Below are 25809 nucleotides of genomic sequence, written 5' to 3' on the forward strand. Positions count from 1 at the left end.
GGGCGTAGGAACAGCTACAGTTCGCGGACAAATACCCGTTGGGTTTTACGTTGTTTGAAGCCGATGTGTTGATAAAATTGATTGGCTTGTTCTCGAGTACTGTCACAGCGAACGCGAATTTCCCCCACTCCGCGGCTATTCGCCCAATGGCGGCATTGTTTCACTAAGGCGCGACCGATGCCCTGTTGTTGTGAGGCTTGGTCAACCACCATACCGCTAATTTCGGCAAACGGAAGTGAGCCCAAGCGTAAGGCTATAAACACATGCACCCAGCCAATAATCTGGTCTTCTTGGTCTACATAAACAAAGGCTTGATGAGCCGGATTCTCTAAGATGGCATGAATATTCGGTAGCACAGCTTGGGCACTCGGATTATAACCAAGTTGTTTGGCCAGTTGCGCTACTTCACTGGCGTCTTGCTCTTGTATAGGCCTAATATGCATAGCTTTCCTTAATCAAATGAAAATAGTTTCACCGAACAGCCCATAGTGACTGACTTAACCAGTGAACTGCAAGCAGCTTAGAAGAATTTTGTTACTTTTTTACTACGCGAGGTTTACAAGCTAGTCATTAGTCAGCGCGGCGCTTAGCGCTTAAGTGAATTAAGTTGAGTAAGAGAAGGCAGGGTAGCGCTGAGCAAGTAAGGAAAGAGAGAAGGCGGCGTAGCAGGGGTTTAGCGGCTACGCCTTAAGAATCTTTAGTTAGCCCAGATAACTAAACTAAATAGTTTTTTACCACGCTTGATCACCGAGAACTTGCCGTAGAGGGCATCGCTAGCTTGCAAGTTAAGCTGTGGATCGGTGAGCTTTTCGCCATTCACGGAAACGGCACCGTTGCCGATGAATTCGCGCGCCATCTTGTTAGATTTAGCCAATTCAGTGGCGGTAAGCAGCTCAACTAAGCTGGCTTCGCTTTGCTCAAGTTGAGTGGTAGGCAGACCATCTTGCGCGAGCTGTTCTAAATCGGATTCGCTAAGTTCGCTTAAGTCGCCCGAGAACAAGGCTTGGGTAATGCGCATCGCCGAAGCTAGGCCTTCTTCACCATGGACTAAGCGGGTCACTTCTTGGGCAAGAATGCCTTGAGCTTCAGGGCGGCCTTGAGCTGCTTTATCACGCTCTTCAATAGCAGCGATTTCAGCTACGTCGATGAAGGTGAAGTAACGAAGGAAAGCGTATACGTCGGCATCGGCGGTGTTGATCCAGAACTGGTAGAAAGCATAAGGCGAGGTGCGTTTAGGATCTAACCAGATGGTGCCGGTTTCGGTTTTACCGAACTTAGTACCGTCGGCTTTGGTCACCAAAGGCATGGTCAGGCCATAAACCTTGTTGCCGTACATACGGCGGGCTAAATCGATACCGCCAGTGATGTTGCCCCATTGGTCTGAGCCGCCAATTTGTAGAGTGGTATTTTTCTTGTCACTTAATTCAGCAAAGTCAAAAGACTGCAACAACATGTAGCTGAATTCAGTAAAAGAGATGCCTGACTCGTCACGGTCGATACGTTGTTTTACCGACTCTTTTTTAATCATGGCATTAACGCTGAAGTGTTTACCCACGTTGCGCATGAAGTCGATAACGTTGATGCTACCAATCCAGTCAAGGTTGTTTATCACCTCTGCGGCATTCGCTTGCTCGCCAAATTCGATGAACTGGCTCACTTGCTTTTGCAGTTTGCCTACCCAGCCACTAACTACGTCGTCGCTGTTAAGTTTACGCTCAGCTGCTTTAAAGCTGGGGTCACCAATTAAACCGGTGGCGCCGCCCACCAAGGCGAGGGGTTTATGGCCAGCTTGTTGGAAGCGTTTTAGCATCAAAAGCGGTACTAGGCTGCCAATGTGTAGGCTGTCGGCTGTGGGGTCGAAACCACAATACAGGGTGCGGGCTCCACTAGAAAGGTGTTCGGCCAGTTCTTCATCGGCAGTGCATTGAGCAACCAGGCCGCGAGCCTTAAGATCTTCTAATAATGGATTAACCGTTGTTGTCATAATTTAACCTGTATGTATTTCTAAGCCCTTAGGGGAATGAACAATTTTCGAGCCGAAGATTCTACACTTAAGTCCTAACTAAAAAAACTGCTGAGTGACATCAAGCGTAGCTAAATCCTTTGTTTATTTAATTTTTCCGCTAACTAGCTCTTCTCTTAGGTCGAGCGGGGCGACAATCGTACCCTCACCGGCAAAGCTAGGCGCTACGGCTAAATCAAAACCGTCCTGTGCCATGCCAGGTAGCCATTTTTCTTTAAGCTCATCTAAATTAATCGCCAAGGCTTTGAAACTGGCGTGGTCTTTACTGGCCCAATGTTCCGCTAGCGCCGCATCACTCCATAACAACAGTACTTTCTCGTCACCGGTTTCGATGATTAAGCAGCCCTGTTCATCACTTAGCGTCCACACTTGCTGCTGGCTACGCGCCTGCTCGATAAAGTGTTGGTAGCGCTGTTTAGTGGTGAGGCGGTCATGTTCTTCGATAACAGAAAGCTGGCTCATGGGGTTTTCCTAAGTAAGATTTTAGCGGCGCGTAGTATAACAGTTTCTTGTCAGCAAAATAGTCTCGCTTTATTTATGCTTATTGATCTATTCCGGCGACCTTAGGGCGCGTCAGCGCTAGACTAGCCGCGAAATGTTAAGGCTGATTTAAGTCGATGGGAATAAGTAGTTGTTGTGCAGTTAGATTTATATGTAAACACGCTGGGGCGTCATATTAAGCAGCACTTTAGTGGGCGGGTTCGCAAACTCAGTGTTGATGGGGATTTCACCTGTCCAAATCGTGACGGCAGTATTGGTCGTGGCGGTTGTACCTTTTGTAACGTTGACGCCTTTGTTAAGCCCAAGCAACAGCAAATGTCGATAGTTGAGCAGTTGGCCGAGCGTAAAGCCGAGCTTAAACATAAAGACATTCGTTACCTGGCTTATTTTCAGGCTTATACCAGCACTTATGCCGAGGTGGAGTATTTGCGAGGTATGTACCAACAAGCGCTCGCCGACGACTCAGTGGTGGGCTTGTGTATTGGTACTCGCCCTGATTGTGTGCCAGACGCGGTATTAGAAATGCTGGCTGAGTATCAGCAGCAGGGTAAGGAAGTGTGGTTAGAGTTAGGTTTACAAAGTGCCAATAACCATACCTTAAAGCGGATTAATCGAGGCCATGACTTTGCCGCGTTTCAACAGGCGCTGGCGCGGGCGCATCAGCATGGTCTTAAGGTGTGTGCTCATCTGATTCTCGGTTTGCCGGGCGAAGGGCCGGACGATTATATGGCGTCTTTAAATGCCGTGCTGGCAGAACAGGTAGCAGGCATTAAGTTGCACCCTTTACATGTGGTTGACGGCAGTAGCATGGCTAAGGCTTGGCGAGCCGGACGCTTAAGTGTAATGACTCAGGCTGATTATGTAGAGCAAGCGGTGCGTTTGATTCGCCATACTCCACCACAGGTGGTTTATCACCGGGTGAGTGCGCATGCCCGCCCGCCAGTATTGCTGGCGCCCGAATGGTGTCATAGCAAATGGTTGGCGTTAACTGCGATTGCTAAAAAGTTAGCGAAAGAGGGGCCGCAAGGCAGCGCTTTGCAGCGCTAGTTACCCGCGATGCGTGAGCTAATTCCTTGTTTAGTAAATGATTATTTTAATATTTAAATTATTCAGGTAAAGTAAGCGCTATTGCGGAAAAAATGGACAATTAATGCAAGGCAGTTTCTATCCGGCGGCTTGGATGCAGGCCTCAATCGCTTTACTCAGTCTTTTGTTGGTGGTGGTGACCATATTGTGGGCCTTAGCGGCCAGAAAGGTGCGTGCCAAGCGTTTGGCCATGCAAAAATCACCGGCTGGGCAAATGACATTGGATAGTGAAGCCAAGCAAGTGCTGTTTGCTAATCCGCGTTTTTGTGAGTTAGTGCAGTTATCAAATAGTGGCAAAAGCTGGCAGTTTTCTTCGCACGAGCATTTAAACCAGTTAATAGCATTGCTCGAGCCCTACCAAAAACAGGCACGGGTGGAAGGGATCCACTGGAAGTTGGAATTTGGCGAGCATGCTCGGGTGCTGTTAATTTACGCCAATCTAGAGGTGGTTCGTGGCCGTGAGCTTTGGTATGTCAATGCCTATGAAAATGCTCAAGGGTATAGCTACCTTAATCGCATAGAACAAGAACAAGCATTGTTTGCTAACGTGCTTAACTCAATCCCCGAGTTCATTTATTTTAAAGACGCCGAAGAGCGGCTGCTGGGCTGTAATCAGGCTTGGGCTGGTTTTCATGGTTTGAAACCCAATGAGCTAACCGGCAAGCGTTTAAGCGATTTTCTCACTCGCCGCGAGTTGAGCTTAAGTCAGGCCTATGATTCAGAGGTATTAGCCGGCAAACCCTGCCAACATACCGAATGGTTTAGTGCGCCAGATAGTCGACAAATTTTGCTGCAGCACAACGTTTACCCCTTAAAAAATCAGCAAGATGAAGTGACCGGGGTGCTGAACGTTTCTTACGACGTAACTAAATGGCACGAGCTGAACCGCCAGTTAGAGCAAGAAAACCAAAATAGGCTGAGTTCTGAAAAAGAACTGGGTCGGCAGAATAACTTGATCCGTACGGTATTTAACTCTACTCCCGATCCCTTGGGTTTTATCGATGATAAAGGCAACTTTGTTGGCGGTAACGAACCCTTTGCCAAAATGTTTGGCTACACCAGTGATGCGCTACTAGGCAAACATTTAACTGAAGTATTAAGCGCCGAACAACTAGAACAACATCAAGTGCAAAACAGCCAAATTCTTGAAACCGGTAAACCGCTGCGTTACGAAGAGCTGGTGTATTTAGATGATGGCCACCAGATTTGGTATGAGGTAATTAAAGGTCCTTACTTTGATGATGTCAGTGGTGAGCGCGGAATTATCTTCATTACTCGGGATGTGACCGAGCGTAAGGCCACCGAGCAGCAATTAGCCGATGCTATCATGCAGTTACAGGAACTCAGTTTCATCGACAGCCTAACTCAGGTGGCTAACCGCCGTAGTTTTGATGAAAAATTGCAGCAGTTGTGGCTAACCCATCGCCGCGAAGGCTTAGAGCTGAGTTTGCTGTTATTAGATATTGATAGCTTTAAGCAGTACAACGATAACTACGGGCACCAACAGGGTGATGAAGCCTTGCGTCAGGTGGCCAAGCTGACCAGTCGTTCGGTGAAGCGCGGCTCTGATTTAGTGGCGCGTTACGGCGGTGAAGAGTTTGCTATTCTATTGCCTAATACCAGTAATGAAGGGGCCAAGTTGGTGGCTGAGAACGTACTGAAAAATATGACGGAAGCTCAAATTCCCCATGAATATTCCGAGGCGGGCGAGTATATTTCAGTGAGCATTGGCGTGGCCACTGTGGTGCCTCAACAGGGCGTGGATTATGGCGAGTTAGTTCGCATTGCCGATTTGCAATTGTATCGCGCCAAACACCAAGGTAAGGCGCGTTATTGTTGTGCCGGAGACAGCGCCAGCGCCTAAGTATTAGGCCTGATAACCTTGGCTAAGGCCTTTGGTAACAATACCTACCGCATCATGAGCGTGTAGGCTTTCTAGGTGGTTGACGCGTACCCAGAAATCATCAATGTCTGGACGGCGGTTAAGACAGTGCTGTAAACGCCGCGCCGCATCTTCACAAAACATCAGGTTCTGGCCATTAAGTCGAGCAAATTCTTGTTCATCCTCGCGTTTAACTGCCGCTTGTACTGGGGTTTGTAGGCTCTCTTCCAACTGATCGATCAGCTCGATTAAGGGTAAGTCAGTGGCGCTGGCATTTAACTTTACTTTGACTTGAGCGATGCTGCGCTGACTGTGTGGCGTAGCCACAATGCCTTGAGTACTGCCTAACCATTGTTGAACCTCGTCGCGAGACACTTGCTCTTGGCTAAATTGTTCGCTAAAAGCTTGCTGGATTAACTGGCGGGCTAAAGCTGCAGAGCAAGGGCAAGTCGAAGAATAAGGCACTTCAACACTGAGTTCTATCTCGGTGCGCTGTTGATGACGAGTGGCCACTATGCTGGTGGGGTAGGCTTTCCATCCGGTTTTACCCGATACCAGTGATTGACGACGTAAATGGTAATCAAAATCGAAACGAACTCGCGCGTGTTCGCTAAGGTCCTGATGGCTTTCGATAAATTGATCTAAAATGGCGTTTAATGCCGAATAATCCAAGATTTGCTGATTCGACAGTTGATCTAAGATCAGATACAAACGCGACATGTGGATGCCTTTGGCGTGAGGGTCATCTAAGCTGACGAAAGCTTCGATACGAGCGCTAACACGACTAGGCTGTTGGCCTTCAAAGGCAATCAACATTGGCATTTCGATTTGGCTCATCCCAACCCAGTTGAGCTTACCTTCGGTTTGAGCGCGTCCTGAATGGGCGATATCAGGCATTACACTAGACATGCGCGTAGTTCTCCACAGAAACTGCCAAGGCTTAGCGCGTTGACATGAGATTAAGGTGTAAAATGATGGGCTGTTATACCATAAAAACTGGTTTACTATTAACCCTCTTTATTTTATGGACTTGTGTAAGCAAGCATAAAAACAGCTCGGGTATAAGGAAAGGGCTTGAATGACGCCGTTAAAGAAACTCGCTACTTACTATGTGCATCTGTTATCTCGCTTGGGCATCGTAAAATTTAGTATCAGCTTAGCTGGTGCCATTATTTTAGTTGCCCTTGCGATACAAATGAGTGTGACTTTTGCTCTTACTGGGCAGGTGTCGTCGGTGGATTTAATTCGCTCGGTTTTCTTTGCCTTGATTATCACACCCTGGGCGGTATTTTTTATGTCGGTGGTGGTAGAGCAAATTGAAGACTCGCGGCAACGTTTAAGCAAGATGATCCGCAAGTTAGAGAAGATGCGCTCACGCGATTTGCAATTAACTAATCGTTTAAAAGCCAATATTAGCCAACTAAATAACGAAATCGACGAACGGGAAAAAGCCGAAGCAGCGCGCCGTCAGGCAATCAGCCATTTAGAGTTGGAGGTGAAGCAGCGCCAGCAGGCGCAACAGGAGTTGGAAGAACACTCGGCGCTGCTACGTAGCTTCATCGACAGTTCCCCTGACTTGGTGTATTACCGTAACGAACAAGGGCAGTTTTCCGGCTGCAATTTGGCGCTGGAACAATTGGTTGGGCGCTCAGAAAAGCAATTGATTGGCTTGACGCCTTATGATGTCTATCCCGAAGAAGTCGCCGACAAGGTTGTCGAAACCGACCATCAGGTATTTGATAATGATGAACCCTTAACTTATGAGCAATGGCTGGAATATCCCGATGGGCGTAAGGCTTTTTTCGAGCTGCGTAAAGTACCGTTTTATGGGCGTAATGGGAATCGCCTGGGTTTGTTAGGTTTTGGTCGGGATATTACCGAACGAATGCGCCACCAAGCCAATATTGAAAAGGCCAATCGCGACAAAGCGCAATTTATCTCAACCCTGAGCCATGAGTTACGTACCCCATTAAATGGGGTAGTCGGTTTGAGTCAAATGCTGTTGGACACTCCCTTAAATGACGCTCAGCGCAAACATGTGAATACGATTTTATTAAGCGCTACGACTCTGGGGAATATTTTTAATGACATTATCGACCTAGATAAATTGGACCGTCGCCGCTTTGCGGTGTCGATGGAAACCATGGATTTTAAAGCTCTAGTGAGTGACATCGAAACGCTGACCGAAATGCAGCTGCAGGCTAAAGGTTTAGACTTTCGCTTTGAGCAAATTGGGCCACTTCCGCAAAGCATCGTTGCCGACCCAACCCGTTTACGACAGGTATTGTGGAACCTAACCCATAACGCGGTGAAGTTTACCGAACACGGGCAGGTAGCCTTGACCATTAAAGCTAAGTCAGTGGCCGAACAGCAAGTAGAATTGGAATTTGTGATTGAAGATACCGGGCCGGGCATACCCGAAGACCAATTAGAGCAAATTTTTGCCATGTACTATCAGGTGGAAGGCAGTAAGTCGGCCACCGGAACCGGCATTGGTTTATCGGTATCACGGCAATTGGTACGCGCCATGGGCGGGGATATTGTGGTAAGCAGCGAAGTGGGTAAAGGCTCGTGTTTTACGGTACGTTTAACGGTGGATTTAGATGTTATCCCCGATGAAGCCGAACAAATTGACCATCCACCCTTAGAGATTTTATTGGTTGAGGATGTCGAGTTAAATATCACCATTGCCAAAGCGCTGTTAGAAAAATTGGGCCATCAGGTTGAAGTGGCCAAAAGTGGCCAGCAGGCACTGGCGATGTTTGAGCCAGATAACTTCGATTTGGTGCTGTTAGACATTCAATTGCCCGACATGACGGGCTTTGATATTGCTAATCAATGGCAGCAACAATATAGCGCAGCACAAATGCCGCCGGTGGTGGCCTTAACCGCCAATGTAGTCAACAGCAAAAGCCAATTTCAGGCGGCTGGGATGGTGGATGTGATCCATAAACCGATTAATCGTAATGCGGTGGTGCATTGTTTTAATGAGGTGTTTGCCATTGGAGAAGAGCCACAAGTTGAGGCCTCTGTGTCACCCAAGCAAGCTCTGAGCCGCAGCTCGCTACCTATTCTAGATTTAGATCTAATAGAGCAATTCTGCGAAACCATAGGGGTTAAGGTGTTAAATGACAGCGTGGATTTGTTTAAAAAGGTCATGCCAGACTATTTGCAAGTCTTAGAAAGCAACATGTACGCTAAAGACAAACAAGGCATTGTTTCGGAAGCGCATAAAATCAAAGGCGCCGCCGGTTCGATAGGCTTAGCGCGGATCCAGCGTTTAGCCAATAAAATCCAATCGCCGGAGTTGCCAGCTTGGGCCGACAATGTGGAAGACTGGATTTATCAACTCAGTCACGACTACCCGGAAGATCTTAAGTTGCTAGATAAGGCCATTGCTGAGCATATCGAGCAATAGCCCAGCGATGAGCACTGAGTTGTTTAAGCGAGGTTCACCAATACCAAGATCAGCAGTGGGCAAAGCAAGCTGAGAATAAAGCCGCTGGCGATGGCCACCGGTACCAACTGGTTGCCCCCGGCTCGTTGTAACATCGGTAGCGAGAAGTCCATGGCGGTGGCACCCGCATAACCAATCGTGGCGGCGGGCGAGCGCAGCATCAAGCTGGGGATTAGCAGTAGAGTGATTAACTCGCGGCTTAAATCTGCAAAAAAGACGGTACTGCCGATCAGTGGGTTTACCGCTTCGGTGAGCAAGGCACCCGATAAGGAGTACCAGCCAAAGCCGCTGCTCATGGCCAAACCTACTGAATAGGGTAAATCAAACCAGTAGGCGCAGATAAGCCCAGCGGGAATCGAACTTAATACCATCACCAGTGCGATGATCAGCCCACGGCGGTTGAGTAGTAATTGGCGAACACTGATCCCCGCACTGCGCAGTTCTATGCCGATGCAAAATATCAATGCAATGAGTGCGTATTCGGCTAACTCTCCCTGAGCGGGAAGACGTTGCTGATACAATAACCCCAAAAGCAAACCCAACATGAGCAAGCTAATGAGTACTAAAGGATCTTTAAACAAGGCCCACTTGTGAGTACTGCGCGCCTGCTGCGGCTCGGCCTTTGGCATATCTAAAAAGCGTCCTACCCAAACTAGAGCCGAGAGGTTAAACAGTAATAACAAGGCGATTAAGCTAAGGCTTTGATAGAGCAATTGCAGAATGTTTTGACCCAGATTATCAACAAAAGCCAAGCCATAACCCATTAAGAACAAGATGAGATAGAGCATCCAGCTGCTTAATCGGCGAACAAGTATTAATCCAGAAGGATGTTTTAGGGGAATGGCATAGCCAACAATTAATGCACCTAAAATAATCAATAAGCTGCTATACATCTCTGTGTCCTTACTCAAGCGGAGCTGAAATATAGCAGTAAATATGGCGGCTCACCAGTTTCGATTAAGCCTTGTTGGTAGACGACTTATTGACTTGGCTGGGGGAGCGAAAGGGTAGGCTAAGCAAACCTGGTAATTGTCGATTATCTTTAGCCAAGGGCCAGTTTGCTAGGCCAAAATTGATCCCTGGTGACCAAGTTCTGGTTGAGCCCGATAGCTGCGAAATAGTCGATCCCAACAGGACAAATTAAAACCGTAGTTACTGTTATGTTCATGATATAGCTGAGAGTGGTGTACTCGGTGCATGTCTGGGGTTACAAGGGCGTGTCTTAGTCGTGCGTCCCATCGTTGCGGAAGATTTAGGTTGCTATGATTAAACATGGCCATGCCGTTGAGAATCACTTCAAATAAAAATATCGCCAACAACGGTGGGCCTAAAATGACGATTAGCGCCAGTTTAATTGCCATCGATAAGGCTATCTCGATGGGGTGAAAACGCAGACCCAGGCTCACATCGTAGTCGGGGTCAACATGGTGAACGCGATGCACCCGCCAAAGTAGTGGAATGGCGTGAAATAAGCGGTGCTGCCAATAAATGGCAAGGTCAAATAACAATAAACAGATAGCAATACTGAGCCAACTTGGCAGTGCCAGTTGATTCAATACGCCCCAGTGTTGTTGCTCTGCCAGTGAACCTAAAGCCAGAGTGCCCAAGGGGAATATTAGCTTAATTGTTAAGCTATTAAGCACAATTAAGCCAAGGTTACTCGGCCAGCGCTGTCGCCGAGGGAAACGCCGAGCATGCCTAGGCCAAGCCCATTCTAAAATCATGAAAAGACTGAGTAGACCAACAAATAGGGCTAGCCGCCAAAATTCTAAATATTGCATGAGCTGAGTATAGTTAGGCGCTCAGGATGCACCAAGGGATAAACTTGTTTATTAAGAAGCGAAAACAGAGATGAGAGAGTCGCTGTTGAGTTTCTATTTACAAGTTTGTTGGTATGACATAGCCTTATTTCTTTTTAGCTAATTTTTATTCTATTTTTTTGATAGCTATAACAATTTCAAGCCATAGCGCAGGCTATTTTGGTCGATTGATTTAGTATGGCTGAATTAGCATTAGTCGTTACCCCCAAGTAAATTCTTATAGTTATGATCGAGTCTAAACCAGATCTAAGAATCGTAGATATTAACGCCTTGAAAAAGGGTATGTATGTAGTCGCAATTGCTAGCCAGACCGGCAAGGCTAACGTAGCTAAAGCTGGCCGGATTACCGAAGACAAGCAGCTTAAAGCCTTAAAAGATAAAGGCATTATTAATGTCACGGTAGACTGGTCACGAAGCAGCGTCGATGAAGCGTCTGAGCTAAGCACTGTGGATGAGGGGAGGCGCGCGCCCGTTCCTGAAACCAGAAGCTCTACTCCGGAAAGTGAAAAACGTGCTGCTAAGCGCTTATTTAATGAAGCCAAAAATCTACAAAGTAAGTACTTTAAGCAATTGCAGCATGGCGACTCCATCGATTTACAACCCATGGAGCGAGCCGCCGAAGGCCTGATTAACTCTCTGGAAAGCCAAAGTAATGCCCTGTTATGCCTCGCAAAAATTAGAGCTAAAGATAAATACTTAATGGAGCACTCACTGAATGTGGGCATGCTGTTAGCTTATTTTGGTCGTTTCTTGGGTATGAACAAAAATAAGCAAAAGCAGTTATTGATGGGCGGCATGTTACACGACATAGGTAAGATAAAGACTCCCGATGAGGTATTGCATAAGCCGGGCAAATTAAGCGATGAAGAGTTTGTGATTATGCGCCAGCACGTGGTGCATAGTTACCAGATCCTCAAGGCTCAAGAAGGAGTATCCACCACCATGCTGGATATCGCCCGTAATCACCATGAGCGTTTAGACGGCAAGGGTTATCCTAATCAATTAAAGGGCGAGCAGCTCTCTGAAACCACCCGCATGGCCAACATTGTGGACTGTTATGATGCGCTTACTGCTGACCGGGTTTATAAGAGTGGAATGCCCCCAACGGCGGCTTTTAGAATATTGTTGGCAGGCGTTGATAGTCAATTTGATAAGGTCTTGGTTGAGAAGTTCATTCGCTGTATGGGCGTATATCCCGTTGGCACCGCAGTGAAGTTAAAATCGGGTCGTTTAGCGGTAGTGGTGCAGCGTAATTCGGAGAAGCCATTAAACCCAGTGGTTAAGGTGATATTCAATACCTTAACCAATACGCATACTGAAGTTAGGTTACTCGATTTAAGTAAATACTCGCATGATCTGATCGAAGAGGCGGTATCTGCACGGGATTATGGCCTGTCGATTGACAATTTCTTGGTGGACCAGCCTTAAACTCCCGCGCCTCAATCTTAGTGCTGCATTTTCTTCATCAACATGACTTTTTTCACCGGCAGAGTGATGCGCTGTTGGCTGCCGTCGGAAAAATTAAGCTCTAAGTCTAACTCTTGGCCTTCTTTAAAACTTTGTTGAAGGTTAAATAGCATTAGGTGTAAACCGCCAGGCTTTAGCTCTACGCTGGAATGAGCTGGCACTTCTATTTTTTCAATTTGACGCATTTTCATCACTTCACCATCCATGCTCATGGTGTGTAATTCGACTCGGCCGGCGGCTGGTGTATTAGCCGAAACCAGGCTAATGGCGTGCTCTGAGGGGTTATTCAGGCGTAAGAAAATAGCACTGGTGGGCGCGTTGGGAGGTGTTGCTCTGGCGTAAGCCCCAGTTAATTCTAGAGAAGCCGCTAAAGAGTAGCCGCTAAATATTAGGCCTATTATTAGTAGAAATGCTCGCATTATGGGTCCTTATGGTTGGCTTAATAGTTGTTGTATTTTATCGATCACTGGTTGAGGGTCTAGGGTATGAGGGACTTTAGCTAGCAACTCTCCCTTGGGGTTAATGAAATAGAAAAAGGAATTATGATCCACGCTATATTCCAGCTCCGAGTCGGGAATATCCACATATTGATAATATACTCCTAGGCTTTGACTTAAGCCGAGTAACTGCCCTTCTTGAGGGCTTAATCCTACAATGTCAGGGTGAAAATAGCCGGCATAGGTCGTCACCATTTCAGGTGTATCTCGCTTCGGGTCAACACTGATAAACAAACTTTGTAATTGAGCCGCTTGAGCGGGCGATATTTCTCCTAGCGCAGCGCTAAGCACGGCTAAAGAAGTGGGGCAAACATCGGGACAGTGAGTAAAACCAAAGTAGGCAATATACAGACGCTTATCATCGCTTAGCCCCTGAAAACGGCCATCACTGCTGGTGATTTTAAATAAATTATTAGGCACCGTGGTGATCACCGCAGACGGACTCTCGGACACTTGAGGGCTAGGCGCGGGCTTAATCCATTGGAAACTAACAATGCCGGCAACGGCACTCAAGCAGATGACGGCTATCCAGATGAGATATTTCATTGGCTATCAACCTCAAAACTTAGGGCTAGGGGACGGCTGGCATCCAAAGAGGTAATTTCGGCTCGCCAACGCATTTTTCCGGTATTGCAAATCGGCAGTAACAGTTCGCTTTGATAACTGCCATTGGCATTGGGCTGCAAGTTAACTTTAACTTCACCCATATACATGTCTATACCCTGTAAACTTAATTCCAGAGGTGGTGGGTTTTCTAGATTGGTGCTTAGCCGCAGCGGCTGAGCTAACATGGCAGGCAGAGAGTCAGAAGGTAGGCTCAGTTGCCATTGTTGTTGTTCAACAAACCAAGAACACCGGCCTTGTTGTAGGGCCGAGCAATGCTCAAAATGAATATCAGCTGGCTTCGCTTGCCAATAGCTATAGCCAAAACCCAATGCAAATGCACCCGCAATAGTGCCGCAGACCAGCAGTGTTTTTTTAATTAAAGCAGACAATTATCAGTCCATGGTAGTGATGCGCCGAGGCGCGGTTAGCAGGCAAGCTAATCTACTCTGCTTGCTTTCATCTCTCAAGCCTAAATAATAATAGCGAGAATTACTGAGAACTAATTCCAATTCCTTCGGTCTGTTTATAGAAAGGAGAGCCGATGTTTAAACGAGTGAGGCGATGGACGGTAGTGCTGTTACTGAGTGTTGTGCTCAGCGGCTGTGGTATGCGTTTTGTTTACAATAATCTCGATTGGTTGGCCTATTGGTTGATAGATGATTATGTAGAGCTCACAGAGCAACAACAGCAGCAATTTGAACCGATGTTGCAAGATTGGCTCGCTTGGCACCGCAGTAGCCAACTGCCGATTTACTTGGCGCAGTTACAGTTATTTCGGGCGCAACTTGTCGCTGGGATCACCCCTGAGCAATTAAAAGAACAAGTGGCCGCTTGGCGAGAAAATGTGCGGGTGGTGGCCAACTATGTCTACCGAGACCTGGCCGAGCTAGCCCAGAGCGCAACACCACAACAGGTGAATCAGTTTATTAGTCAACTGGCGCAACAGCAGCAAACGGAGCACCGCCAGCAAAGCCATCTGGAATACCGTCAAGAGCATCTCAGCGAGAGTGTTGAGCGCTGGCTGGGAAGTGTGAATGCTCAGCAGCAAACGCTAATTGAACGGATGGCCGAGCAATTAGTGGATACTCGCCCCGATTGGTCTGCGGTGCAAAGCAAGTGGCAACAATATTTGGCCTTCAGTATGAGTCAGCCGCGTCAACAAGCCTACCTAGAGCAGCGTTTTTATGTATTGTTAGTTGAATCTGAGCAACTTTGGCCACAGCCGCTAGCGGCGCGTTTTAACGCAAACCATCAAATATGGGCGCAGGGAATGAGCGAAATATTGGCCTTGACCAATGCCAAACAAAAGCGCTATTTGTTGGCAAAGCTGGATGCTTATATAGAAGACTTACAATTACTGATAGGTGAGGACGGTTTGACTAAGCCTGCGGTACTGGCAGGCTTAGCCAATTAGTTAGCTTACGCGGCAACTTTCAGTGCTTGTGGCTGTTGCTTAAATTGTAGCGGACGGCCAACTGGCAAAATGGTGCGACCAAATTCGCCATTGAGTACTTGGGCCATGGCAAAATAAATCGCCGATAAACCACAGAAAATACCCTCAAAACCGGCGATGGTGCCGATTAAGGCATTGCCAGTAAAATCACGTATGGCCAATAACGCAAACAATAACGTTAGGCTACCAAATACCACTTGTTTGGCGGTGGGGTAACGTAATGAACCAATAAACATGAAGGCGGTAAATAGCCCCCACAGGCTTAAGTACCAGCCCATGAACCCATGTGGACTAGCTTCGGCCAAGCCCATTTTAGGCAGTAGCAACAAGCCAACAAAGCTAAGCCAGAATAAGCCGTAAGAGGTAAACGCAGTAGTACCGAAAGTATCGCCTCGTTTGAAGCACATTATGCCGACGATAACCTGTGACAGACCGCCATAAAACAGTCCCATGGCTAGGATCATGGCATCAATAGGAAAAAAACCAGCATTGTGAATGTTGAGTAAAACGGTAGTCATACCGAAACCCATTAATCCAAGTGGGGCGGGGTTTGCGGTAGTGGTAGTGCTCATAGTGTGTGCTTCCAAAATAAAGGGTAAAAGTGATGCGCTTTGTGGGCGGTGCATTATCTGAGCGAGACTAGCCGATTGATGTGATCTAGATCAATCTTTTATTTGGTTTTTTTAATGGAATTTCGTCAGGTATTTTCCTAAGGTGGAAAGACCATCGAATGGGTAAATTTAAGAGTCCTATGCCACATTGTATCGTTGAATATTCTGCTGATTTAAAAGCGCATCTTGATATTCAGCAAGTCTTGCATCAGTTATTTGTTTTGCTTGAAAAAAGTGCTGAGTTTGATAGCGCGGCGATCAAGTTAAGAGCGCAGCCTTACAGCGATGTATTCAGTGGTTTGGCCGACCACAGTTTCATGCATATTCGCTTACATATTCTATCCGGGCGTAGCCCACAACAGAAATTGGCGCTGACTAGCGCCATCGTGAACGGTTTGTCTGCCCAGTTAGCCATGGTAAAAAGTTTGAGCGCCGAAGTAGTGGATATTCAGCGCGAAAGCTACACCAAGCGGCTGACTTAGTCCGCAGCGTTTAAGTCAAATTTATCCAAAAGGGTTAAACGGGTGAGCGCTAGCTGGGTTGGCCCCTGTGGCTGGTGAATCAAGCGTAAACAACCAATTTCACAAAACAGTAAATCCTCAGCCACCGGGTAGAGCTGAAAGCTCAGTTCCTTATCTTGTAAATCCTTGCACAACAAGCGCAGTCCTTGTTGAGGATGCTGCTCAATGCTTACGTAGTCTTGTTGATTGCCATAGTCGCCAATAAACAACTTGGGATCGAGTTGTGAAGCGGCTGGGCGTTGCGCTTGAGAATTTGCTTGTTCGAGCAACCAACACCAAAAGCTTTGGCTGGCATACACATCATCCCAGATGTTGTGAGCGTGCTGAGGGTACCAAGTGCTATGCAGCGGAGCCTGCCGTGGCAGCAGACTGAGTTTATCGGCCAGCTCTATCGAGAATTCGGCCGGAATTACTTCGTCTTTGAGGCCATGAGCCAGATGAATCGGCAAGGAGTTGAGGCGCTGGTAGAGTTCGTCACAGATGGGGCGAGCGGGTAGCTTCAACGACCAAGGAGCCAGGCGATTTGGGTCGCCAGCAGCGAGAACGCTTAGTGCGGCGAAGCGTTGCGGCTGAGCCAAGGCAAGGTTGGCTACACCAAATCCCCCCATGCTCAAACCGGTTAAATAGATGCGCTGAGGATCAATATTAAATTGCTGTTCAATTTCGTCTAATAAACTAATTAGTTCATGTACTGCCCAAGCGCTGCGCCCCTCTGGAATATGTGGGCTAATACAAATAGCGTCTAGGTGGGCCTTTTGTAAGTAAGCATTGGGGCCAAAATCGAGTAGTTGTTTGATGTCGCCGCCAATTTCACCGCGACCATGTAAAAACAATACTAAGGGATAGGCTCGGTTGGCCTCTAATGACTGCGGCTGGCTCACCAAATAGTGATAAGAAGGATATTGCTGATGATGATGATGTTGAACAGAGATGGAATGAGAAAGCGCTGTGTTCACGTTAAGCTCCTTTAACTAACCCTAACGTGAACCATCATAGCGATTAAAAGCGATTAAAAATAGAGACGTACCACTGATTCCACCACACAAGCTGGGCGACGACAGCCTTCAATTTCCACGGTGATTTCTTTCACCAGTTCTAAACCGCGTTTAATCGGATTCACTTTAGTTAAGCGGGTGCGGGCACGGATCCGGTTATTCACCTTAACTGGATAAGGGAAACGCACTTGGTTAATGCCGTAGTTCACCATCATTTTTGCCGAAGGATATTGCGGGTTATCTGGGTCAACACTTTCGGTGAGCGCGGGCAATAAAGACAGGGTTAAAAAGCCATGAGCAATGGTGGTTTTAAACGGCGATTCTTCGGCTGCTCGCTCGGGATCGGTATGTAACCATTGGTGATCCTTGGTGACATCGGCAAATTGGTTGATTCGCTCTTGAGTAACGGTGAGCCAGTCGCCAATGTGGATCTCTTCGCCTAACTGCATCGACAACTCCTCCAATAACGCTTCGGCTTTGGGGTGTAGTTCAATGGTCTCTTTAGTGTTGGCGGGTTGCTCGGCAGCACTGCTAAGTTGGTGTTCTTTAACCCAACTCACTAACTGGTGGTGGTGAGCTTTATTAAGAAACTCGAGCCAATAGTCACGAATGGCCGGAGATAGCCAATCCTTTAACTCAAATGGGTTTTGAGCCAGCATTTCTCTCTTTTTCTTAATAAAATCAACTACCTTCATGTGCTCTCTCTATTTTTCCCAGGCTCTCGAGTGGGCCTATTCTAAAATAATCGCTAAGTCAGTCAAATAATTCTTAAAACTAAAGCTAGGTCACAGTAAACAATCTACGCCCTAGCTGCTGGTTTTAGTTACCCGGTTGAATATGTTAGGCCGAATTTAGCGCAGCCATACTTGTAAATCACGAACAATACGATTGCCGCTAAATTGCGGGTGAGGGTCTTCAATAGGATCTAAGGCAAAGTAATTACGTTGTTCTTCGGGCAGCGCATGGTAACTTCCCCATACTTGATAAAGCCAAGCTTCAGCATCCCACTGTAATTGATTTTGTTGATAATAGTCTAATGCGGTTTGGCCAACTGCGTTCTCAATCACAGCCAACAAATAGTTTTCAACATCTTGTTTAATCCGCTGCTCTTGTAGCGCAAACAACTCGGTCTCGCTCAGCATTACTGCCCGCTCCGGCTCGGCTGGAGTGAGTTTGCTGGATTGGCGCGGTGCCAATTGGCTAACCAAGAGCAGTAAATCTTGCTCGTGTTGGCTATTGTGAATATCGACGCTGGCAGGAGCAATTAAAGCTGCTGCCTGATTGAACAAGCTGGGTACATCCAGCTGTTGGCTGGGGTCATGGGCCTTAAACTCGGGGTGCTGAGCATGAAATAGCTGCAATCCTTTAAGTAAGCGCGATTTACCGCGCAATTCACGGAAGCGCCCCAGTAGGGTCAATAGCCGAGTTTGTACCACCGCCAATTCTTGAGTGCAGTCATGTACCGCCTGACTGAGATGAAGAACCAAGATTCGGCGCAGTTCGCGAATGTCTCCGGCGATTTGGCTTAAGCTGTCGAAGTTAAGTAGGGCGAGGCTATTTAATAGCTCGCTAACCTGTTGCTGGGCTAATTCATTTTCGCGGATTTTGGCACTCAAGCTAGGCACGTAACCAAACTCGTTGTTAATTCGCCCCCACAATACCCGCGAGCTATGGCGCAGGCTTTCGGTGAGGCTATAGCTATGTTCACTCAAGTCATTTAAATAGACTTCGGCTGCGGCTAAGTCGCCGATGTGTAAGGCTTCCTTATAATGCGCCGCCAAGGTTTTAATGGTGTCGAGGCGAGAGCCCACATTGGCGTCAATTTGCCGATTGCGGGTATCACTCAAGGCTTCTTCTAGCAGTCCGCGCAGATGCGAACTCAGATGCAAACCTTCATCCGCTGCTGGGCGCCAAATCACACCGGCCTTAAGCAGGCTTTCAATTTGTTTGCTGCTTAGTTGGCTTTCATCCAAGCTGCCGTTAAGGTAGCCGTGCATCAGGCTTTCGCCGTGGCGAGCCAGTAGCTTAAATAGCTTTAAGCCCGCCTGCTGCAAATGTTGGTTCACAGTAGCGACTCCTGCTGACCAATTGCATCGAGGGCTTGTTGTTCTAGGCCAAGCCCCTCGGCTTCGTCGATGAAGCTAATCACCTCAAAGATGTAATCAACTTTAGCGGTGGCGATATAAATTTGTTTTTCTTGGTTGGGGCGCACCAAATAGCCTTGCTCACACAAGCGTTTAAATATTTGTTTAAGCTGGCCATCCACTTGGCTGCTGGTAGAGCCAAATAGTTTATATTGAGCAATTTTCGCCAGTTGTTCGCGTAGTGCAGGCGTATCTTCCACCACCGTTTGTAATTCGCTTAGGCGCAGCGCCGAGCCTGCGCTGATTGGGCTGTCTTGGCCTTGGGCTTCTTGGCTGAGGATCAGCCATTCGCTGAGCGGTAACAGGTTGCCCGCTATCTCATTAAACTGTTGGCTAAGCACTTTATGTTCGGCATCACCCAATTGGCGATAGGCGCAAAAGTAGACTTCGCCTTCACAGGCACTGGCCAAGCGACGGTTGAGTACATGTAAGTGGCTGTCGATACGTTCTCGGTTACTGCTGTCACTCAGAAAATGAAAACCATCTTCATCGCTAATTTGGCAGATAAATTGCCCACTTAACAGGGCTTCCAGTAGCCGGCCAGTTTCACTCATGCCGGTGGCGCTAGGCATACTCATTGTTGACTCTCCAAGGTGGATTGGGCTTGCGCGGCTTTAGCAGCTTTGAGTTTTTCTTGTAAGGGATTAAGCCGAGGCTGTACCACTTGTAGTTGGCGCTTATCGCGGTTGATGATGTAGCGATGGGTAAATAAATCCAAGACTTCTGACTCTGGATTAGGGAAGGCGCCGAGAATGCGAATTTGGTTATGGTCGCAGGCATCAAAAATTTTCTTCACATTGCTTTGGTGCAAGGTACCTAACTCATCGATGGGCCAGTGAATGTAGGTATCGGCATTGCCGCGTAGCAGGCGAGTAAAGGCCAATAGAAACTTACATAAAATCAGGTAGGCCATGCCGTGGCTACTGGATTCATTTAGCTGGCGATCGGTGCGGATCAACAAATCACTGTTGCCTTCGCGCAGGCTCAGCTCAATCATCAGTAGCCTTGATACCCCTTCTTTGAGGGCGCTGCGACCAATAATGTCGAGGGCAATCCGCATACTGTTGGCGTAGTCTTCGTTAGGCAATTGGCTAAAACCTTGCTGCTGCCAGTTGTTGAAGTTATCCACGAATAACTTAAGTTCGTCCCAAAATTCCAACTCGCTGATTTTAGAGCGAATTTTTACCGCTGAATCGGACACCCCGTCTAGACTTAAGTCTTCGCCAATTTCGCGGGTAATGCGGCGGCTTTGGCTGAGAATACGTTGGTCGATGTCACTGAGGTTTTGGTAAAAGCTGCAAATGCTCATGCCTAGGTTACGGCCGTGGTCGATTAAACCCTGTACCTTTTGTGGTACCAAGCCGTTGAGCAATTCGGCTAAATGTGGCACGAGGTCGCGATAGGCCACGCTAGTTTCACCCTCGTCGTTGGTGTGTCGACAAGTGCTGCGCGAGCGCTCCCAAGTTTCGCTTAAATCCGAACCGGCTTGCTGGGCGAGTAAGCTGTCGAAGTGGCGCACTGACTCGTTCACTTGTTCTAAGTGCTGGTTACGTTGCTGGATTTGTTGCTCGGCTTCGCGGCTGCGCTCGGCTGGGCTGCCTTGAGCCTGCTCAGCTTTAGTCACTGGCAGTGCCGGCAGCGCCAGTTGTTTAATTTTACGTATTAGGTTTTGGCATTGGGCGTATTGTTGTTCTACTTGCTCTAACTGTTGCTTGTGCTTGCTCAATAAGGCTTGCTGGCTATCGCGCTGCTGTTGATAGTTGGCTAATTGCTGATTCAGCGCTTGCTTGGCTTCGCCTTGCTGTTGGCGAGCCGTCACCAAGGCCTGATTAAGCTTAGGTTTTTGACTTAACCAGACTTGCTGATGCCAAATTTTATATTCACTCACTTCATCGCGGTATTGCTCGGCGTCTTGAATGTTTTGGTTGAGTTGGCGCTTTTGTTTGGCTAAGTCAACAATCAATTGGTCATCTAAGCCCTGAGCTTGTAGCTCTCCGCGGTACCATTGTTCGGATTGTTTTAAAGCCTGCTTGGCTTGAGCTTGGCGCTGGCTGATGGCCTCCTGTGCTTGGCTAAGCTGAGTCTCTAGAGAGTCAATTTTTTCTTCCCACCAGGCTAGGGTCTCTAACTTGGCTTCTTGATGCTGTGCTTGTAATTCACTTAAGTAGTCTTGGTGCTGAGCATGCGCCTTGCTGAGGTAGTCTTGCAGCTTGCTTTGGCTCTCGCGTGACTCCTGCTGGCGCTGTTTTAAGGCTTGCGAAAACTGTTCTTTAAGCAGTTGTTTTTCTTCCTGTAAGCGCTGGTATTTATCGTCGCAGTTATGCAGGGCGGCAGTGGCTTCGGCTAGCGCCAGTTCTTGTTGTTGCACGGCTTGATTGGCGGCATCGAGTTCTTGTTCAGCTTGTTGGCGTTGCTTTTGCGCCTTGAGCAGCGCCTGTTGAACCTGCTCTAATTGCTGCTGAATTTGTTGCTCACTGGCGGCGCATTCCGGCGCATCAATGGCTTTTAGATCAACTACCAAGCCATAAAGGCTGTGCTGCTGCTCTTCGGCATGCGGTTTTAAATCGCGACGCTCTAAGAGGGCAGGGTTAATCAGTTTACCAATGCTCTGTTCCCAGAGTGGGTGTTCTTGGCGCAAGTGAGCCAGCAAGCTGCCATCGGCAGGGTGCAAGCGTTGTTGCAAGGTGTCTAGCTGTTGGCTTAGCAGGTTATGCTGCTGGCTGGCTTTGGCCAATTGCTGGTCGGCTTGCTGGCGTTGCTGCTTCAATTGCTGCAGTTGTTCACTGTGTTGGCGAACTTGTGCAGATAAAAGTTGGCGCTGCTGAGAGGCTTCATCAAGGCGGTTGTCCATGATGTTGAGCTGGCGGCTTTCTTCCTCGTTATAACCCATTTGTTGAGTGCGCGCTTCATGCTGCGCCAACTCTAGCTGAGTTTTGTGTTGCTGCTGCTGGAAGCGTTGCTCTAGCTGAGTAATTTGCGCTTGTTGTTGCTGTTGTTCGCTGCTGAGCTGGGCTTGTTGCTGTTGTTTTTCCTGATTTAACTGTTGTTGTAGCTGATCTTTATTGTTATGCAGCTTATTAAGCGCGCGGTTTAGCTGTTCGTTAATGTCGCTCTTACGTTGGTTGAAGTGGGCTTCAATGTCGCTGTGCTGCTCGGTTAATAGCTGGTGGCGTTCGCTCACTTCGCGTAATTGTTCGCGCCACTGTGGCAGTTGCTCTAATGCGCTTAAAGCCTGCTCAATGTTTTTGTCTTGCCAGGCTTGGTATTCATCTTCAATTTGATTGAGTTGCTGATCGAAGTGTTTCACGTCGGCATTGGCCGCCGACAGCGTTTGGTTGAGCTGTTCGCGTTGGTTTTGCCATTGCTGCTCTAGCGCGTTGAGATCTTGTTTTAGCTGATTGATTTGTCGCTGGCCGCTCTGAGTTTGGCTGTACAGCTCGCTTTCATCATCTTTGAGTTGTTGCTCAAGTAGACGCAATTGCGCCTCACTATTTAGTAGCTGCTGATGTATTTGTTCCAGTTTGACAAACTTAGGACGAATCGCCTCAAATTGTTGAATTAAGCGAGTTTCTTGGATCCACGCCTGGGCCTTATTGGCATCTACCCAGGTGGGTTTTAGGGTGACGCCGTCTTCTTCCATGATCGCCGCAATCATCGACTTGATGGTTTCCATCTTGCCTTCTTTAGAATGCACCGCCTTGGCGAGTTTTTCGATATGGCGCAAGGAGTGTTTAGGGTCGCACATCGAAAACTGACGCGCGTAGCCTTTTAGCGCACTGTCACCGCTGTTTTGTAAACTGCGATCGTTTTGAATGATGGCGCGATATTCACGGGTATTGAGAAACTTAGTGGTCGCTAGAGCCTGGCCTTGATAGAGCTGCTTTTTCAGCTTTTGACCCAACTTGGCCGGATTTAAAAACCAAGTGCCTTGCTGGTCTTGTTTTTCGATGAAATCTTCTAGCTCAAAGGGCTTGCCAATGAAACGGTACTTTACCCCTTGCTCTTCACGACCCGAGGACAATACTACCTGAGCCTGCTGGCCATTATACTGTTGGTATTCAAAGATGATGTAGCTGGCTTCTCGCGGTAAATACCAGCGCTCGAAACTGTCGCGGGTGCTGGGTACGACGCGGCTTGGATATTCGCCATAAAAAACGGGTATTAAGCGCTGTAGGGTGGTTTTACCCGAGGCATTAGTACCACAGATATTACTATGTTGGTCGAGTTTAAGTTCAACTACACCGCTAAGATGGGTGTCGATCAAGATGATCCGCAATAAGCCAGACAAAGTGCATCCTTTTTAAATTTAGCTAGTTGGTCTCTTGCTTGCTGGACAAGAGGGCAGCCATCAGGCAGGCCAATGTTTCAGTGTACCCAAGAACGCGCATTCAGCGAAGCCTTAGCTGTGGTGTTTGCTTAAAAACTGTTAGTTGTTGTACAAAAAATTAGCGCAGGGTTCGCTTAAGCGGATTGTTTGGCTATTGAACTTGCCGAGCGCTTGTGAAATACTCCCGCGCCCTTGGGTTCTCTCACCCCCAATTAACAAAAAGATAGGTCATAGTTACATGTGGTTTTTACAATTAAATGAGGCCGAGCGCCGTAGCGTGCTAATCCTTGCCTCCTTCCATATTATCGCCATTACCGCGAGCAATTATTTAGTTCAACTTCCCTTCATCTTGTTTGGTTTTCATACCACTTGGGGGGCGTTTACCTTCCCGTTTATTTTCTTGGCAACCGACTTAACGGTGCGCTTATTTGGCGCCAGCCGCGCTAGAAAAATTATCTTTTTGGCGATGTTCCCGGCTTTAATCGTGAGCTACTTGGTATCGGTGGTATTTTATCAAGGTGCTTATCAAGGTCTATCGGGTTTATTGGCTTGGAATGGCTTTGTGGCACGTATCGCACTAGCTAGCTTCTTGGCTTATACGGTGGGGCAATTGCTAGATGTTAAGGTGTTCGACCGCTTACGCCAGCTTAAGTTATGGTGGGTGGCTCCGGCTTGCTCCAGCGTATTTGGTAATTTAGTAGATACCTTCTTATTTTTTGCGGTGGCGTTTTTCGCTAGTAGCGATGCCTTCATGGCAGAGCATTGGGTAGAAATCGCTTGGGTCGATTATGGCTTTAAGTTAGCGGTGAATTTGGCTTTGTTCGTACCGCTTTATGGCATGTTGCTGCATTTTCTGCAAAGCCGACTCCATCCGCAAAAAGCCTTAGCATAAGCTTTAGTGAGGCTCGCCAGAGCCAATGGCGAGCTTTCTATTCTCTAGTTACTGCTTTGCTGTTGTTTTCTTTTTAGCGCTTCTTGCTGCAACATATCTTGTAGTTTTTCATGGTGTCCTTTGGCTACCATGGCGCTGGCAATCGCTGTTTCTTGTATTAAAGTGGCATTTAGCGCCTGACTCTTCTTACCCACTGGAGTTTTATAAAAGGCCACTAATTGGCTTAGCTCTTCATCCGTGAAGTGCTTTTGGTATACCTCGGCAATTTGGGGTTTGATTTCTTCCCAAGTGAGGTAGCTCTCGGCCCATTGTGTTAATACTTCTTGGTAGTCGGCTAAAGGCGGATTGTTGCGAATTAATGCGCTATTAAGATTGTGCCGAATAATCTTCATTTGCTGTTCGCTATCATTTAGTGCGAGTAGTTCATCTATGGGGCTGGCTTGTAGGGTACAAGTGGCAAAGAGTAGGGCGGCGGCAAATAGCTTTTTCATAGCGTCATCCTTGAAGTAGTGTAAAGCTGGTATTTTCAACAGCTAGTGATTTATCTTGTAAGCCTACACCTTCTATAACGAGGGTGAAAGGATTGACATGGTTGATCTGCTTAAGCTTAGTTAAAATAGCGCTTTGATTGATCATGATAAGGCGGGTAACAGATAGATGGCTAAAGCCAAACCTCAGGTAAAATTACATAGCTATGGAATATATAGTCACTGGGATAGTGATGCTAAAGCCTTGCCGCAGATCCGCGAATTTACCACTCGAGTCGAAGCCGAACTCGAGGTGGAATTTGGTTTAATAGTGAATATTAAGAAGGCCAAAGGACAGCAGCTGCATTATTGCATTTATCATCCCGATATTCCCGATGATGACGGGCAGGTGATGGCCCCCTTTACAGGGGATGAATATGTGCGTAGTAACGACTGGGACTTTTACCTAGGTGACACCATTTGGGCACCGGTGAGTAATAAACTGGGAATATGGCGAATGACCATTGAGCTGGCTGGTCAGCTGGTGGCCGATAAATCCTTTGAGCTCTATCAACAGCAGGCGGGAGATGCGGCTGACTTTTTCAATCCCCGTCGCAAGTCTAAGTTGAAGCCGCGTTAGCTTATCGCTTTAAGCATAGCGGCAGGTTGCGTGGAGGCCTGCCGGTGTTCAAGTTAGCTTAAACGCTCAGTCCTGAACTTCATTAAGATAGGCTTGTAATTGCTTTTTTTCTTCGTACTCGTCGATGCGTCGTCGAGCTCGCGCCTTATCTCTTTGGGTTTTATGGCTCTTGGCTTTAGCCGTGAAATCTTGTTCTTCCCATTCATCAAAATCATCGAAGTGTGAGTGTTTCATGCTCATTCCTAGCTTTAACTTAATTAAGTGTAATTTGGCCTAGCCGCTGTCGCGCCGAGCTTTGCCGTTAAATACGCGGCAAAATATAACGAGATTAAATGAAAGCTTTATGACGATAAGAGATGATGTAAATGACATTTATTTTAACATGCAAGCAACACCGCGCCGCTGTGCTTAAGCTCTAGC

25 protein-coding genes are annotated in these 25809 nt (G+C 47.5%); 8 read left to right on the plus strand and 17 right to left on the minus strand.

The window, feature by feature from the left end; translation table 11 throughout:
• Positions 1 to 14: 14 nt before the first annotated feature.
• From AR383_RS16580 to AR383_RS16590, 3 genes are all read right to left on the minus strand, one after another.
• Complete coding sequence (locus AR383_RS16580) at positions 15 to 443, minus strand: GNAT family N-acetyltransferase (protein WP_055734132.1); 429 nt, start codon at positions 441 to 443, stop codon at positions 15 to 17.
• 254 nt (positions 444 to 697) lie between these two features.
• Entirely contained in the window at positions 698 to 1984 is a 1287-nt protein-coding gene (gene tyrS, locus AR383_RS16585) for a tyrosine--tRNA ligase (RefSeq protein ID WP_055734133.1), read from the minus strand.
• Between the two features lie 123 nt (positions 1985 to 2107).
• The gene (locus AR383_RS16590) at positions 2108 to 2485 is read right to left on the minus strand and encodes a DUF2750 domain-containing protein (RefSeq protein ID WP_055734134.1); all 378 of its coding nucleotides are present in this window, start codon (positions 2483 to 2485) and stop codon (positions 2108 to 2110) included.
• A 174-nt stretch (positions 2486 to 2659) separates the two neighbouring features.
• Between AR383_RS16590 and mnmL the strand changes: the two genes are divergently transcribed.
• Positions 2660 to 3571: a tRNA modification radical SAM protein MnmL/YtqA gene (mnmL, locus tag AR383_RS16595; RefSeq protein WP_055734135.1), complete on the plus strand. Its 912-nt coding sequence runs from the start codon at positions 2660 to 2662 to the stop codon at positions 3569 to 3571.
• A gap of 103 nt (positions 3572 to 3674) precedes the next feature.
• Complete coding sequence (locus AR383_RS16600) at positions 3675 to 5474, plus strand: sensor domain-containing diguanylate cyclase (RefSeq protein ID WP_055734136.1); 1800 nt, start codon at positions 3675 to 3677, stop codon at positions 5472 to 5474.
• Positions 5475 to 5477: 3 nt separating this feature from the next.
• Here the strand turns inward: AR383_RS16600 and folE2 are convergent, their stop codons facing one another.
• Positions 5478 to 6401 (minus strand): GTP cyclohydrolase FolE2, encoded by a 924-nt coding sequence (folE2, locus tag AR383_RS16605; RefSeq protein WP_055734137.1) that lies wholly within the window; start codon positions 6399 to 6401, stop codon positions 5478 to 5480.
• Positions 6402 to 6570: 169 nt separating this feature from the next.
• Here folE2 and arcB point away from each other — a divergent pair, with 169 nt between their 5' ends.
• Positions 6571 to 8910 (plus strand): aerobic respiration two-component sensor histidine kinase ArcB, encoded by a 2340-nt coding sequence (gene arcB / locus AR383_RS16610; protein WP_055734138.1) that lies wholly within the window; start codon positions 6571 to 6573, stop codon positions 8908 to 8910.
• 23 nt (positions 8911 to 8933) lie between these two features.
• Here the strand turns inward: arcB and AR383_RS16615 are convergent, their stop codons facing one another.
• Positions 8934 to 9842 carry a LysO family transporter gene (locus tag AR383_RS16615; RefSeq protein WP_055734139.1) on the minus strand — a complete coding sequence of 303 codons (909 nt, stop codon included), beginning with the start codon at positions 9840 to 9842 and terminating at the stop codon, positions 8934 to 8936.
• A 168-nt stretch (positions 9843 to 10010) separates the two neighbouring features.
• The gene (locus AR383_RS16620) at positions 10011 to 10730 is read right to left on the minus strand and encodes a sterol desaturase family protein (RefSeq protein ID WP_232304755.1); all 720 of its coding nucleotides are present in this window, start codon (positions 10728 to 10730) and stop codon (positions 10011 to 10013) included.
• A 264-nt stretch (positions 10731 to 10994) separates the two neighbouring features.
• On the opposite strand from AR383_RS16620, the gene AR383_RS16625 reads away from it, so the two are divergent.
• A complete protein-coding gene (locus AR383_RS16625) occupies positions 10995 to 12197 on the plus strand; it encodes an HD-GYP domain-containing protein (RefSeq protein WP_083481660.1) in 1203 nt (400 codons plus the stop codon).
• Positions 12198 to 12214: 17 nt separating this feature from the next.
• Here AR383_RS16625 and AR383_RS16630 read toward each other — a convergent pair whose 3' ends face one another.
• Genes AR383_RS16630 through AR383_RS16640 form a run of 3 tightly spaced genes read right to left on the minus strand, consistent with a single transcriptional unit; the run spans position 12215 to position 13728 of the window.
• The gene (locus AR383_RS16630) at positions 12215 to 12655 is read right to left on the minus strand and encodes a copper chaperone PCu(A)C (protein ID WP_055734140.1); all 441 of its coding nucleotides are present in this window, start codon (positions 12653 to 12655) and stop codon (positions 12215 to 12217) included.
• Between the two features lie 9 nt (positions 12656 to 12664).
• Positions 12665 to 13279, minus strand: coding sequence for an SCO family protein (locus tag AR383_RS16635; RefSeq protein WP_055734141.1), 615 nt, complete (start codon positions 13277 to 13279; stop codon positions 12665 to 12667).
• Entirely contained in the window at positions 13276 to 13728 is a 453-nt protein-coding gene (locus tag AR383_RS16640) for a hypothetical protein (protein ID WP_055734142.1), read from the minus strand. The genes AR383_RS16635 and AR383_RS16640 overlap by 4 nt, the downstream gene beginning before the upstream one ends.
• Positions 13729 to 13880: 152 nt before the next feature.
• On the opposite strand from AR383_RS16640, the gene AR383_RS16645 reads away from it, so the two are divergent.
• A complete protein-coding gene (locus AR383_RS16645) occupies positions 13881 to 14753 on the plus strand; it encodes a DUF6279 family lipoprotein (RefSeq protein ID WP_055734143.1) in 873 nt (290 codons plus the stop codon).
• Between the two features lie 5 nt (positions 14754 to 14758).
• Here the strand turns inward: AR383_RS16645 and AR383_RS16650 are convergent, their stop codons facing one another.
• Entirely contained in the window at positions 14759 to 15364 is a 606-nt protein-coding gene (locus AR383_RS16650) for an acetate uptake transporter (protein WP_055734144.1), read from the minus strand.
• Between the two features lie 158 nt (positions 15365 to 15522).
• Here AR383_RS16650 and AR383_RS16655 point away from each other — a divergent pair, with 158 nt between their 5' ends.
• Positions 15523 to 15885 (plus strand): 5-carboxymethyl-2-hydroxymuconate Delta-isomerase, encoded by a 363-nt coding sequence (locus AR383_RS16655; protein ID WP_083481661.1) that lies wholly within the window; start codon positions 15523 to 15525, stop codon positions 15883 to 15885.
• Here the strand turns inward: AR383_RS16655 and AR383_RS16660 are convergent.
• The 5 genes from AR383_RS16660 to AR383_RS16680 form a co-directional block, all read right to left on the minus strand.
• Entirely contained in the window at positions 15882 to 16880 is a 999-nt protein-coding gene (locus AR383_RS16660) for a carboxylesterase family protein (protein WP_055734145.1), read from the minus strand. The genes AR383_RS16655 and AR383_RS16660 overlap by 4 nt on opposite strands.
• A 53-nt stretch (positions 16881 to 16933) precedes the next feature.
• Positions 16934 to 17614, minus strand: coding sequence for a MaoC family dehydratase (locus tag AR383_RS22195; protein WP_055734146.1), 681 nt, complete (start codon positions 17612 to 17614; stop codon positions 16934 to 16936).
• A gap of 156 nt (positions 17615 to 17770) precedes the next feature.
• Positions 17771 to 18985: a hypothetical protein gene (locus tag AR383_RS16670; protein ID WP_055734147.1), complete on the minus strand. Its 1215-nt coding sequence runs from the start codon at positions 18983 to 18985 to the stop codon at positions 17771 to 17773.
• Positions 18982 to 19641: a hypothetical protein gene (locus AR383_RS16675; protein ID WP_055734148.1), complete on the minus strand. Its 660-nt coding sequence runs from the start codon at positions 19639 to 19641 to the stop codon at positions 18982 to 18984. The genes AR383_RS16670 and AR383_RS16675 overlap by 4 nt, the downstream gene beginning before the upstream one ends.
• Positions 19638 to 23351, minus strand: a complete 3714-nt coding sequence (locus AR383_RS16680; RefSeq protein ID WP_055734149.1) for an ATP-binding protein — start codon at positions 23349 to 23351, stop codon at positions 19638 to 19640. Before AR383_RS16680 ends, AR383_RS16675 begins: the two co-directional genes overlap by 4 nt.
• Before the next feature lie 277 nt (positions 23352 to 23628).
• On the opposite strand from AR383_RS16680, the gene AR383_RS16685 reads away from it, so the two are divergent.
• A complete protein-coding gene (locus tag AR383_RS16685; protein WP_055734150.1) occupies positions 23629 to 24282 on the plus strand; it encodes a 7-cyano-7-deazaguanine/7-aminomethyl-7-deazaguanine transporter in 654 nt (217 codons plus the stop codon).
• A gap of 44 nt (positions 24283 to 24326) precedes the next feature.
• Here AR383_RS16685 and AR383_RS16690 read toward each other — a convergent pair whose 3' ends face one another.
• Complete coding sequence (locus AR383_RS16690; RefSeq protein ID WP_055734151.1) at positions 24327 to 24773, minus strand: DUF2059 domain-containing protein; 447 nt, start codon at positions 24771 to 24773, stop codon at positions 24327 to 24329.
• Positions 24774 to 24939: 166 nt separating this feature from the next.
• On the opposite strand from AR383_RS16690, the gene AR383_RS16695 reads away from it, so the two are divergent.
• Positions 24940 to 25389 carry a DUF3859 domain-containing protein gene (locus AR383_RS16695; RefSeq protein WP_055734152.1) on the plus strand — a complete coding sequence of 150 codons (450 nt, stop codon included), beginning with the start codon at positions 24940 to 24942 and terminating at the stop codon, positions 25387 to 25389.
• Between the two features lie 66 nt (positions 25390 to 25455).
• Here AR383_RS16695 and AR383_RS21820 read toward each other — a convergent pair whose 3' ends face one another.
• Complete coding sequence (locus AR383_RS21820; RefSeq protein ID WP_188407437.1) at positions 25456 to 25623, minus strand: PA3496 family putative envelope integrity protein; 168 nt, start codon at positions 25621 to 25623, stop codon at positions 25456 to 25458.
• Positions 25624 to 25809: the final 186 nt, after the last annotated feature.

This window comes from Agarivorans gilvus, from assembly GCF_001420915.1.
Classification (GTDB): Bacteria; Pseudomonadota; Gammaproteobacteria; order Enterobacterales; family Celerinatantimonadaceae; genus Agarivorans; species Agarivorans gilvus.